Here is an 11,486-nt window from a genome sequence, read left to right as displayed (position 1 = left end):
ATCAGGTGAGCCAGGAAGGCTTCCTCTTCTCGAGGAACGCGGCCACGCCTTCGCGGCCTTCGCCCGAGGCGCGGATGTGCGCGATGCGGTGGGCGGTGTCGGCCACCAGCGCATCCGTGACGGGCTGGCTGGCGATCTCGCGCACCAGCGCCTTGGCTTCGCGCACGGCGTTCGGGCTGTTCGCGGCCAGCGCATTGGCCACGGCGGCCACCTGGCCGTCCAGCGACGCCGCGGTGGCCAGTTCGTGCACGAAGCCGATGCGCAGCGCTTCCCTGGCATTGAAACGTTCGGCAGTGAGGAAGTAGCGCCGTGCGGCGTTCTCGCCCATCGCCTTGATGACATACGGCGAGATGGTGGCGGGGATCAGGCCCAGCTTCACCTCGCTGAGGCAGAAATGCGCATCCTCGGCGGCGATCGCGATATCGCAGGCAGCCACCAGGCCGACGCCGCCGCCGAAGCAGTCGCCGTGCACTTTCGCCACCACCGGCTTGGGGCACGCATGGATGGTGCGCAGCATGTTCGCCAGCTGCATCGCGTCGGCGCGGTTCTCGTCTTCCGAGTAGCCGGCCATCTTCTTCATCCAGTTCAGGTCCGCGCCGGCGCAGTAGGCCGTGCCGTTCGCGGCCAGCACGATGGCGCGGATCCCGTCGACCTGGCCCAGCGCCGCGAAGGCGGCCGTCAGCTCGGCGATCGACTGTTCGTCGAACGCGTTGCGCACGCCGGGGCGGTTCAGCGTGACCGTGGCGATCGTGCCCGCCGTGTCGAGGGTGAGGGTGTCGTAGTTCATGCTTGGTTCCTTACATGCGGAAGACACCGAACTTCGTGTCGGGAATCGGGGCGTTCAGCGCCGCCGACAGGCCCAGGCCCAGCACCATGCGGGTGTCGGCCGGGTCGATGATACCGTCGTCCCACAGCCGCGCGCTGGCATAGTACGGGTGGCCCTGGTGTTCATACTGTTCCTTGATCGGCTGCTTGAACGCGGCTTCCTCGTCCTGCGACCATTGTCCGCCCTTGGCCTCGATGCCGTCGCGCTTCACGGTGGCCAGCACCGACGCGGCCTGCTCGCCGCCCATCACCGAGATCCGGGCGTTCGGCCACATCCACAGGAAGCGCGGCGAGTAGGCGCGGCCGCACATGCCGTAGTTGCCGGCGCCGAAACTGCCGCCGATGATCACGGTGAATTTCGGCACGGCGGCGGTGGCTACCGCCGTCACCATCTTGGCGCCGTTGCGGGCGATGCCTTCGTTCTCGTACTTGCGGCCGACCATGAAGCCGGTGATGTTCTGCAGGAACACCAGCGGGATCTTCCTCTGGCAGCACAGCTCGATGAAGTGGGTACCCTTCAGCGCCGATTCCGAGAACAGGATGCCGTTGTTGGCGATGATCCCCACCTGCATGCCGTGGATGTGGGCGAAGCCGCACACCAGCGTGGTGCCGTAGCGGGCCTTGAATTCGTCGAACTCGCTGCCGTCGACGATGCGCGCGATGACTTCGCGGATGTCGAACGGCTTGCGGGTATCCACGGGGATCACGCCGTACAGTTCTTCGGGCGCGTATTTGGGTTCGACGACCTCGCGCATGGCAGTTGGCGGTTTCTGCCGGTTCAGGTGCGAGACGATGTTGCGGGCCAGCGCCAGCGCATGGGTGTCGTTCTGTGCCAGGTGATCGGCCACGCCGGAGAGGCGCGTGTGCACGTCGCCGCCGCCCAGGTCTTCGCTGCTGACCACTTCGCCGGTGGCCGCCTTCACCAGCGGCGGGCCGCCCAGGAAGATCGTGCCCTGTTCCTTGACGATGATCGATTCGTCGCTCATCGCCGGCACGTAGGCGCCGCCGGCGGTGCAGGAGCCCATCACCACGGCGATCTGCGGGATGCCCTGCGCGGACAGGTTGGCCTGGTTGTAGAAGATGCGGCCGAAGTGGTCGCGGTCGGGGAAGACTTCGTCCTGGTTCGGCAGGTTGGCACCGCCGGAATCGACCAGGTAGATGCACGGCAGCCGGTTCTGGTCGGCGATTTCCTGCGCGCGCAGGTGTTTTTTCACCGTCATCGGGTAATACGTGCCGCCTTTCACCGTGGCGTCGTTGCAGACGATGACGCATTCCTGGCCGGACACGCGGCCGATGCCGGTGATGATGCCGGCCGACGGCGCCGCATCGTCGTACATATCAAATGCAGCAAGCTGCGAGAATTCGAGGAACGGGGTGCCGGGATCGAGCAGCAGGCGCACGCGCTCGCGCGGCAGCAGCTTGCCGCGCGCGGTGTGCTTCGCGCTGGCCGCCGCGCCGCCGCCTTCGGCCACCTTGGCGACGCGGGCGCGCAGGTCGTCCACCAGCGCCCCCATGGCGGCGGCGTTGGCGCGGAAGTCTTCGCTGCGCGGATTGAGTTTGCTGTCGATGTGCGGCATGCGGTGTCCCCTTTATTCTTTGGTCGGAAAATCTCCGTCGACGTAGAACCAGCGCGGCGTGCCGCCGAGGCTCGGGTCGGGCTCGCGCAGGAAGCGGCTGATCTCGTGCAGCCGCTGGCCCTTGCCGCCCTGGCGGAAGCGGGCCACGAATTCCACGTAGTCCTGGTCCGGATGATCCTGGCCCGCGAAATCTGCTTTACGTTGACGTAAACGTAAAGTCGATTTTACCTCAAGTCCCAGCCATTGCAACGGCTCGTCCGGATCGACGATCCGCTCGGTCGGGCGGGTGCTGGGATGCCAGGTGACCAGCAGGTAGGGCTCGTTCTTCAGCGTGTAGGCCGTGTAGCGGGAGCGCATCAGCAGCTCGGCCGTGGCCGGCAGCGCGCTGCCCTCGATGTACGGGCCGCAGCAGGCCGCCAGCGACGGCCCGCCGCCGCAAGGGCACCCGGCCGGGGTCTTCGTCTTGGACATGGCAGGTCGGACAATGAAAAGGCGACATTATCCGCCATATCGCCCCGCCACCGCTCGCACCCCAAAAAGTTGCCCAAAACCGGGGTCTGACCCCGGTTTCAGGAAATATTTACCGGGGCCAGGCGAGGAAGTCGAGGGCGAACGGGGTGGGGCGGCCGGTCATCAGGTCGGCGAGCAGGGCGGCGGTGCCACAGGCGAAGGTGAAGCCGAGCGGGCCGTGGCCCACGTTCAGCCACAGGTTACCGTGCCGGGTGGGGCCGAGGAGGGGCGCGCTGTTCGGGGTGGCGGGGCGCAGGCCGGCCCATGGTTCGAGGCGGGAGTAGTCGGCGGCGGCCGGCATCGTTTCGCGTACCAGGCGCGCCAGGCCGGCAATGCGGCGCGGATCCAGCGACGTGTCTTCGCCGACCATGTCGACCATTGCCGCCACGCGCAGCTGGTTGCCGATGCGGGCATACAGCGTCTTGCGGTCGAAATCGGTCACGCTGACCTCCGGCGCCGTGTGCTGGGCGCCGACCGGCGCGGTCAGGCTGTAGCCCTTCAATGGATACAGCGGCAGGTCGATGCCCGCGGTGGCGGCCAGGCCGCGGCTGCCGATGCCGGCCGCCAGCACGAAATGCTCGCCCGTCACCCAGCCGGTCTCCGTCTGCACCGCCGACACCTTGCCGTTTTCCGTGAACAGGCAAGTCGCGTTGGCGTGGATGACGCCATCGAAGCGGGGATGCGCCCGCAGCCGCCGTTCCAGCGCCAGGCAGAAGCGATGGCAGTCCGCCACCGCCTCGCCGGCATTGAAGATGCCGCCGGCAAGGCGCGGTGCCAGCTCGGCCAGCGCCAGCTCCAGCACAGCGGTTTCCGCGCCGGTCAGCACGCGGCGGCGGTTTTCGGGATCGGGCCGGGCGATGGCGGCATCGAACGATGCCCGCGAGCGGTACACGACCAGTTTGCCCGCGTCGCGCCAGCCGAATTCCGCCAGCGGTACCGCCGCTTCCAGCTGGGCCATCATGCGCCGGCTGTGCTCTCCCAGTTCCAGCAGCTTGGCGGTGGTGCGCCGGTTGCTGGCCGCGTTGCAGTTGGCCAGGAACCGGCCGAGCCAGCGCCACTGGCGCAGGTCCGCTTCCGGCCTGAAACGCAGCGGGCCCGCTTCCTGGAACAGCCACTGCAGCGCCTTCCATGGCACGCCCGCATCGGCCAGTGGCGCCACGTAGCGATAGCTCAGCTGTCCGCCGTTGCGATAGCTGGCGCCGTTGCCGACAGCGGGCGCCCGTTCGAGCAGCACGACGCGAAAGCCCGCGTCCAGCAGCCACCAGGCCGAAGCGAGGCCGACGACACCGCCGCCGATGACGACCACCTGGTGTTCATTCTGCTGCATGCTGCCGTTATCCGTGCGGGTGAGGGAAGTCCAGGCAGGATACGATGCGCCGCGCTCCGTTGCCCACCCCGTTGCGATCCAATGAAACCTTGCCCGTCACGCACCCCTTGCCGATTACTTCTTCTTCCCGGGATTCATCGCCCGCACGAAGGCCACGTTGGCGCGCTGTTCCCGGGTGAACTTGGCCAGCATGTCGGCGGCGCCTTTCTTGTCCATCGACTCCTCGAACATCACGTAGAAGCCGGCGTGCAGCATCGCGAACGAAGTCAGCGCGTAGTCCCGGCTCGTCAGGCCATGGCGCTTCAACGCCGCCATCGCCACCTTGTCCTGCTCGATCTCGCGCACCAGTTCCTCGGGCGTCGGGTTGCCGTTCTTGTTTTTTCCATCGCGCTTGCCGGCACCGTCGTCATCTTCGTCGTCGCTGGTCGACGACTTATGGCCGTTTTTCTCGAACTCGACCTCGATCGCCTTCATCTTGTTCATGACGTCCGCGGACAGCAGGTAATGGTCGGGATCGAGCTTTGCCGCGCCGGCCGCGCCGGAGCAGGCGATACCGGCAGCGAGAAACACGGCGGAAATGGTGTGGAACAGCTTCATTTGTAACCTCTTGTCAGGGCGCCACGGGCTGCCGTCGCGGAAGGAGGAGATGCCCGGCGATGTTTCCTGCAGGGATGAAAGAAGCGGGCATTGTCCTTCGCCGTTACACTAGAAGGTATAGGAGAATTGTCATGATTTTGCAGCAAGCCCAGGAAACCGCCGTCCAGCAGCGCGATGGTTCGAAGCCCGAAGGGTCGAAACTGGATACGTCCCCCCTGTACATGCAGATCGCGCGCAAGCTGACGGACGACGTGCGCGCGGGCCGCTACCAGGTGGACCAGGCGCTGCCGTCCGAGCGCACGCTGTCCGAGCAGCTGAACATCTCGCGCGTCACGGCGCGCAAGGCCATCGACCAGCTGGTGGAGCAGGGCCTCGTCGTGCGCAAGCGGGGGTCCGGCAACTACATCGCGCCGCGCATCGAGCAGCCGCTGTCGAACCTGTCCAGCTTTTCCGAGCAGTTGCAGCAGCGCGGCTACCGGCCCGGCTCGCGCTGGCTGCGGCGGGAGATCGTCATCGCCGGCGCGGATGAGCAGATGAGCCTTGCGCTGTCGCCGAACACGCGCGTGGCGCGGCTGGAACGGCTGCGCCTCGCCGACGACGTGGCGATGGCCTACGAGGTCAGCGTGCTGCCCGCCACCGTGGTGCCCGATCCGGCCGCCGTCGGCGATTCGCTGTACCAGTACCTCGAGAGCATCGGCAAGCCGCCGGTGCGCGCGCTGCAGCACATCCGTGCGATGAACGCCCCGGCCGACCTGGCAAGGCAGCTCGACGTGCCCGAAGGCCACGCCGTGCTGTTCATCACCCGCATCGCCTACCTCGCGAATGGCGAGGCGGTCGAGCTGACCCATTCCTATTGCCGCAGCGACCACTACGATTTCGTGGCCGAGATGCGGCGCGGCTGAACTTTGGTATTAAACTGGCCGGATGCTGAAGACCGAGACCCCGAGCAGCGAACACCCGCAGCTGGACCAGTATCCGCTTCCCGAGCTGGTGGCGGCGTTCGTCGACGACCAGTTCAATGCCGTGCGGTCGGTGCGCGCGGCCGCGCCGCAAATCGCCGCTGCGATCGAGGCCGCGGTGCCCCGCATCGCGTCGGGCGGGCGCCTGGTCTACGTGGGCGCCGGAACGTCCGGCCGGCTCGGTGTGCTCGACAGCGTGGAGCTGTATCCCACTTTCTCGTGGCCGCGCGAGCGCGCCGTGGCGCTGCTGGCGGGTGGCGAGGCCGCCATGTTCGTTGCCATCGAAGGAGCCGAGGATGACCGCGAACAGGGCGCGCGCGACTTGCTGGCGGCGGCGCCCACCGCGAACGACGTGGTGCTGCTGCTGGCCGCTTCGGGCGGCACGCCGTATGTGCTGGGCGCCCTGCACGCCGCGCGCGAGGCCGGCGCACTGACGGTCGGCATCGCCAACAACACCCATTCGCCTGTGGCCGACGAGGCCCATGTCGGCATCGTGCTCGATACCGGCGCCGAAGTCATTTCCGGCAGCACGCGCCTGAAGGCCGGCACGTCGCAGAAGATCGTGCTGAACACGATTTCCAGCGCCATCATGGTCCGGCTGCACAAGGTGTACCGGAACTTGATGGTAGACTTGAAACCCACCAACGCCAAGCTGTTCGCGCGCACGGTGCGCCTGACGGTGCATGCCACCGGCGCCGGTGAAGCCGCCGCGCGGGCCGTGCTGGAAGAGTGCGGGTTCCACGTCAAGGTGGCCATCGTCGCACTGCTGAAGAAGGTGCCGGTGCCGCAGGCGGAAAGCCTGCTGGCGCAAGCCGGAGGCAGCGTGCGCGGGGCACTCAATGCCTGATCCAGTGCCTGCGCCGCGGATCGATCAGTCTTCGCAATTAAGGATGTAATGAAAGCAGTGCAGCGCAGTCCCTGGTGGTGGGTGCCCACCCTCTACTTCGGCCAGGGCATTCCCTATTTCGCCGTCATGTCCCTGTCGCTGGTGATGTACAAGAACACCGGCTTCTCCAATACCGACATCGCGTTCTATACGTCATGGCTGTACCTGCCGTGGGTGATCAAGCCGCTGTGGGCGCCGGTCGTGGAAATGTTCGGCACCAAGCGCCAATGGACGGTGGTGCTGCAGGGCGTCGTCGGCGTGGCGCTGGCGCTGGTGGCCTTCACTACCCACCTGCCCGGGTTCTTCCAGATCAGCCTTGCGGTGCTGTGGCTGATGGCCTTTGCATCGGCCACGCACGATATCGCCGCGGACGGTTACTACATGCTGTCCCTGCAGCAGAAGGAACAGGCGGCCTATGTGGGCGTGCGCAGCACGTTCTACCGGCTGGCCAACATCACCGGGCAGGGCGCGCTGGTGGCACTCGCCGGCATCCTGATCGCCCGCACCGGCGATCCGCGTACCGCATGGTCTGTCGTGTTCGGCCTGCTCGGGGGCGTGTTCGCGCTGCTGTGCGCCTGGCACTTCTTCATGCTGCCGCGCCCCGCCGCGGATGCGCCGGCGCGCCTGAAGGGCAGTCCGTTCGCCGAATTCTTCCTGACCTTCGCGGCATTCTTCCGCAAGGAGGGCATCCTCACGATCCTCGGCTTCCTGCTGCTGTTCCGCCTCGGCGAATCGCAGCTGCTGAAAATGGCGGTGCCTTTCCTGCTCGATCCCGTCGCCGAAGGCGGCCTGGGGCTGGACAACACGGAAGTCGGTTTCGTCTACGGCACCGTCGGCATCATCGCGCTGACCGTGGGCGGCCTGCTGGGCGGCCTGGCCATCGCGCGCTTCGGCCTGAAGCGCTGCCTGTGGCCGATGGCGTTCATCCTGCACCTGCCCGGCCTCGTGTTCGTCTATCTGTCGCATGCCCAGCCAGACAATATCGGCCTGATCACGGTGGCCATGGCGGTCGAGCAGTTCGGCTACGGCTTCGGCTTCGCTTCCTACCTGATGTACATGATCATGGTGTGCGAGGGCGAGCACAAGACGGCGCATTACGCGATCTGCACCGGCTTCATGGCGCTGGGCATGATGGTGCCGCAGATGGCCAGCGGCTACCTGCAGGAGATCATGGGCTACCCGAACTTCTTCATCTGGGCATGCCTGGCCACGATCCCCGCGTTCGCGATGACGGCGCTGGTGAAGATCGACCCGCAGTTCGGGCGAAACTGATCAGGGCGCGGCCCCGGCGCTGGCTGGGATTACAATATCGCCGCTTATTTCACAGGAGTGGCTTTGGCTTTCGATCGTAACAAGCGGCTGCTGCTTTCCGCCGGCGGTGCCGGCGTGCTGGCGGCAATCATGAGCGCATGCTCGACATCCCCGACACGCCCCGAGGCGCCCGCCCCCGGCCCCGATGCCGCCGGCCCGGTGCCGCATCCCGAACCGCCGCGCTACACGGGCGACGAACCGCCCCCGGCGCCGCGCGAGTTCCGCGCCGCCTGGGTGTCCACCGTTGCCAACATCGACTGGCCCAGCCGCAGCAATGCGCCGCCGGCCAAGCAGCAGGCGGAAGCGATCGCGATCCTCGACCGCGCCAAGGCGCTGAACCTGAACGCGATCGTGCTGCAGGTGCGCCCCAGCGCCGATGCGATCTATCCGTCGAAGCTGGAACCGTGGTCGGAATTCATGACCGGCCGCTCGGGCAAGGAGCCGTCGCCGATGTGGGATCCGCTGCAGTTCTGGATCGCCCAGGCGCACGCCCGCGGCATGGAACTGCATGCCTGGTTCAATCCCTACCGCGCACGCCACGCGGCGGCCCGCACGCCGCTGGCGAAAGAGCATTTCGCGAACACCAATCCGCAGGCCGTGAAAACCTACGGCAGGCTGCTGTGGATGGACCCGGGCGAGGAATCGGCCGCGCAGCGCACGCTGGACGTGATCCTCGACGTGGTGCGCCGCTACGACATCGACGGCGTGCACATCGACGATTATTTCTATCCCTACCCGATCGAGGCGCCGGCCAATGCGGGCGGCGAGGCGGCGGCACTCGATGCGCCATCGTGGCAGAAGCCGGAGCTGCCGTTCCCCGACGAACCGTCGTGGCAGCGCTACGTGCGCGGCGGCGGCACGCTCGACCGATCGTCGTGGCGGCGCCAGAACGTCGACCGGCTGATCGAACGGATCTACCTGGGCATTCGCCGCGAGAAGGCGTGGGTCAAGTTCGGCATCAGCCCGTTCGGCATCGGCCGCCCGGACCGCCGGCCGCGCGGCATCGCCGGCTTCTCCCAGTACGACAAGCTGTTCGCGGATGCCGAACTGTGGCTGCAGAAGGGCTGGCTCGATTACCTGGCGCCGCAGCTGTACTGGCCGATCAGGCAGGCGCCGCAGGCCTACCCGGTGCTGCTCGACTACTGGCTGGCGCAGAACACGCGTGGCCGCCATGTGTGGCCCGGCCTGTTCACCAGCCGCACCGCCGACGGTTCCGCCAAGCCGTTCGGGCCGGACGAGATCGTGCAGCAGATCGACGTCACGCGCAGCCGGCCTGCCGCGCAGGGCCACGTGCACTTCTCGATCGCGCCGCTGATGCAGAACCGCGGCGGCCTGTACGACCGGCTGAAGGCGCAGAGCTACCAGAGCGCCGCGCTGGTACCGGCCTCGCCGTGGCTGGGCGAGCGTCCGCCCGAGGCGCCGACGGTGGCCGTGAAGCGGAGCGAAAGCGGCCTGGCGGTGGCGCTGGGTACCGCGAAGAACGCTGTAACCTATGCGATCTGGGCCCGCTATGGCGACGAATGGCGCTTTACCGCCATGCCGGCAACGAAGAACGAAGTGGTGCTGCGCGACCTGGCCGGCGTGCCGGCGCGCGCGGTGGTCGTCACGGCCGTCGACCGCGTCGGCCTCGAAAGCGCGCGCGCCGGCGCGAAAGTGTAGGGCGCCCATGGACACCGGTCTCGGCATCGACGCGGGCGGCACGCAAACGCGCTGGGCGCTGGCCGATGCCGCCGGCGCGATCGTGGCCGAGGGGCAGGTGGCCGGATTGTCCGCGCTGCAGATGGCCAGCGCGGCAGGGCGGGAGCGGCTGCGCGCCACCTTCGAGGCGCTGGCGCACGAGGTACTGGATGCGGCGCGGGTGCATGGCCGGCCGCGGCGCATCAACGCCGGGCTGACGGGGTTCGGCGGCGATGCGCCATTGCTGGCCGGCTGGCTCACTGAACTGCTCGGCGTGGCGCCGCAAGACGTCAGCCTGTGCAACGATATCGAGATCGCCTGCCGCGACGCGTTCGAGCCGGGTGCCGGCTACCTCGTTTATGCCGGTACCGGCTCGATCGCCGCGTTCATCGATGCGGAGGGCACCCTGCACCGCGCCGGCGGCCGCGGCGTCGTGCTCGACGATGGCGGCGGCGGCTTCTGGATCGCGCGCGAAGCGATGCGCCGCATCTGGCGCCGCGAGGACGAGCAGCCTGGCGCATGGCGCGATTCGCCGCTGGCGCACGCGGTGTTCGACCACGTGGGCGGTAGCGACTGGTCGTTCTCGCGGCAGTTCATCTACACGCGCGAACGGGGCGAGATCGGCCAGCTGGCATTGGCCGTGGCCCGCAGCGCGGACGAGGATGAAGAGGCGCGCGAGATCCTGCGGCAGGCCGGCGTCGAACTGGCCCGGCTGGCGCAGGCGCTGGTGGCGCGCTTCGGCGTGCGGCCCATCGTGCTGTCGGGGCGGGCCGCGGCATTGCATCCGCTGATCGCGCAGGCGATGCGGGAAGCGCTGCAGGTGCCTGGACACGCGATACTGTCGATCGAACAAAGAACGGTGCGGCCGCACGCGGCGGCCGCCCGCCTGGCCATCCGGCCCGAACCAACGAAGACCTGACCGATGAAGAAAATCCTTCTTGCCACCCTGTTCGCCGCCGCGCTGGCCGGCTGCGCCACCACGCCCCCGGCACCGCCGTACAAGGTCGATCACTCGCTGACATCGAAGGGCCAGGCGAGCCGCGTGCGCTTCATCGTGCTGCACTACACGGTGTCGGACCTGCAGCGCTCCATCATGATCCTGACGGAGAGGGAAGTCAGCGCCCACTACCTGCTGACCGACGAGGCACAGCCGAAGTTCTACGCGCTGGTGGATGAAAAGAACGCGGCCTGGCATGCCGGCCTGTCGAGCTGGAAGAGCTACACGAACCTGAACAACAGCTCGATCGGCATCGAGATCGTCAACCCGGGTTTCACGCTGACGCCGGACGGCCGCCGCCAGTACTACCCGTTCCCGCAGGCGCAGATCGACCAGCTGATCCTCCTGCTGAAGGACCTGGCCAGGCGCCACAACGTGGCCCCGGAAAACTTCCTGGCCCACTCGGACATCGCACCCCAGCGCAAGCAGGATCCCGGCCCGCTGTTCCCGTGGAAGCAGCTGGCCGACGCCGGCCTGATCCTGTGGCCGGACGCGAACGCGGTGGCGCAGCACAAGGCGCGCTTCGAAGCGGCCATGCCGGATATCGCCTGGTTCCAGAAAAAGCTGGGACAGCACGGCTACGCGGTGCCGAATACCGGGGTGCTGGATGAAGCCACGCACAATGTGCTGGTGGCGTTCCAGACCAAGTACCGGCAGGCGAACTGGGATGGCTGGCCGGATGCCGAGAGCGCGGCGATCCTGGAAGTTCTGACCACGCCGAAGCCCGCATCTCCGGCCGCGCCTCAGCCAACATCGCAGCCGGCACCGGCCGCCACCGGGGCTGTCACGTCCTGAAGCGTTGAACCGTAGGGTTTCCCCA

At 67.6% G+C, this 11,486-nt stretch carries 11 protein-coding genes; 6 read left to right on the top strand and 5 right to left on the bottom strand.

From position 1 onward, the window contains the following. Nucleotide 1: 1 nt before the first annotated feature. From FHS02_RS15165 to FHS02_RS15145, 5 genes are all read right to left on the bottom strand, one after another. Nucleotides 2-787 carry an enoyl-CoA hydratase/isomerase family protein gene (locus FHS02_RS15165; RefSeq protein ID WP_137315307.1) on the bottom strand — a complete coding sequence of 262 codons (786 nt, stop codon included), beginning with the start codon at nt 785-787 and terminating at the stop codon, nt 2-4. Between the two features lie 10 nt (nt 788-797). Further along, nucleotides 798-2,402 carry a carboxyl transferase domain-containing protein gene (locus FHS02_RS15160; protein ID WP_137315306.1) on the bottom strand — a complete coding sequence of 535 codons (1,605 nt, stop codon included), beginning with the start codon at nt 2,400-2,402 and terminating at the stop codon, nt 798-800. Between the two features lie 12 nt (nt 2,403-2,414). Next, nucleotides 2,415-2,873: a YchJ family protein gene (locus FHS02_RS15155; protein ID WP_137315305.1), complete on the bottom strand. Its 459-nt coding sequence runs from the start codon at nt 2,871-2,873 to the stop codon at nt 2,415-2,417. A 109-nt stretch (nt 2,874-2,982) separates the two neighbouring features. After that, nucleotides 2,983-4,239 carry a D-amino acid dehydrogenase gene (locus FHS02_RS15150; RefSeq protein ID WP_137315304.1) on the bottom strand — a complete coding sequence of 419 codons (1,257 nt, stop codon included), beginning with the start codon at nt 4,237-4,239 and terminating at the stop codon, nt 2,983-2,985. Nucleotides 4,240-4,353: 114 nt separating this feature from the next. Continuing rightward, nucleotides 4,354-4,836 carry a hypothetical protein gene (locus FHS02_RS15145; protein ID WP_137315303.1) on the bottom strand — a complete coding sequence of 161 codons (483 nt, stop codon included), beginning with the start codon at nt 4,834-4,836 and terminating at the stop codon, nt 4,354-4,356. A gap of 221 nt (nt 4,837-5,057) precedes the next feature. Between FHS02_RS15145 and FHS02_RS15140 the strand changes: the two genes are divergently transcribed. From FHS02_RS15140 to FHS02_RS15115, 6 genes are read left to right on the top strand one after another with little or no spacing between them, the layout of a single operon-like run. Further along, entirely contained in the window at nt 5,058-5,738 is a 681-nt protein-coding gene (locus FHS02_RS15140) for a GntR family transcriptional regulator (RefSeq protein ID WP_217496982.1), read from the top strand. 22 nt (nt 5,739-5,760) lie between these two features. Beyond that, nucleotides 5,761-6,642, top strand: coding sequence for an N-acetylmuramic acid 6-phosphate etherase (locus FHS02_RS15135; RefSeq protein ID WP_137315301.1), 882 nt, complete (start codon nt 5,761-5,763; stop codon nt 6,640-6,642). Between the two features lie 48 nt (nt 6,643-6,690). Next, nucleotides 6,691-7,953 (top strand): MFS transporter, encoded by a 1,263-nt coding sequence (locus FHS02_RS15130; protein WP_137315300.1) that lies wholly within the window; start codon nt 6,691-6,693, stop codon nt 7,951-7,953. A 57-nt stretch (nt 7,954-8,010) separates the two neighbouring features. Beyond that, nucleotides 8,011-9,651, top strand: a complete 1,641-nt coding sequence (locus FHS02_RS15125) for a glycoside hydrolase family 10-like protein (protein WP_229422281.1) — start codon at nt 8,011-8,013, stop codon at nt 9,649-9,651. A gap of 7 nt (nt 9,652-9,658) precedes the next feature. Further along, complete coding sequence (locus FHS02_RS15120) at nt 9,659-10,588, top strand: N-acetylglucosamine kinase (protein WP_137315299.1); 930 nt, start codon at nt 9,659-9,661, stop codon at nt 10,586-10,588. Nucleotides 10,589-10,591: 3 nt separating this feature from the next. Beyond that, nucleotides 10,592-11,461, top strand: coding sequence for an N-acetylmuramoyl-L-alanine amidase (locus tag FHS02_RS15115; RefSeq protein ID WP_137315298.1), 870 nt, complete (start codon nt 10,592-10,594; stop codon nt 11,459-11,461). Nucleotides 11,462-11,486 lie beyond the last annotated feature (25 nt).

Source organism: Pseudoduganella umbonata, assembly GCF_014192225.1.
Lineage (GTDB): Bacteria > Pseudomonadota > Gammaproteobacteria > Burkholderiales > Burkholderiaceae_D > Rugamonas > Rugamonas umbonata.
This window is presented reverse-complemented; position numbering and strand designations above follow the sequence as displayed.

Bases quoted from the DNA above. Each gene is read 5' to 3' on its own strand.
- FHS02_RS15140 (WP_217496982.1), top strand. From the start codon at position 5,058: ATGCAGATCGCGCGCAAGCTGACGGACGACGTGCGCGCGGGCCGCTAC.
- FHS02_RS15130 (WP_137315300.1), top strand. From the start codon at position 6,691: ATGAAAGCAGTGCAGCGCAGTCCCTGGTGGTGGGTGCCCACCCTCTAC.
- FHS02_RS15165 (WP_137315307.1), bottom strand. From the start codon at position 787: ATGAACTACGACACCCTCACCCTCGACACGGCGGGCACGATCGCCACG.
- FHS02_RS15135 (WP_137315301.1), top strand. From the start codon at position 5,761: ATGCTGAAGACCGAGACCCCGAGCAGCGAACACCCGCAGCTGGACCAG.
- FHS02_RS15120 (WP_137315299.1), top strand. From the start codon at position 9,659: ATGGACACCGGTCTCGGCATCGACGCGGGCGGCACGCAAACGCGCTGG.
- FHS02_RS15160 (WP_137315306.1), bottom strand. From the start codon at position 2,402: ATGCCGCACATCGACAGCAAACTCAATCCGCGCAGCGAAGACTTCCGC.
- FHS02_RS15115 (WP_137315298.1), top strand. From the start codon at position 10,592: ATGAAGAAAATCCTTCTTGCCACCCTGTTCGCCGCCGCGCTGGCCGGC.
- FHS02_RS15150 (WP_137315304.1), bottom strand. From the start codon at position 4,239: ATGCAGCAGAATGAACACCAGGTGGTCGTCATCGGCGGCGGTGTCGTC.
- FHS02_RS15145 (WP_137315303.1), bottom strand. From the start codon at position 4,836: ATGAAGCTGTTCCACACCATTTCCGCCGTGTTTCTCGCTGCCGGTATC.
- FHS02_RS15155 (WP_137315305.1), bottom strand. From the start codon at position 2,873: ATGTCCAAGACGAAGACCCCGGCCGGGTGCCCTTGCGGCGGCGGGCCG.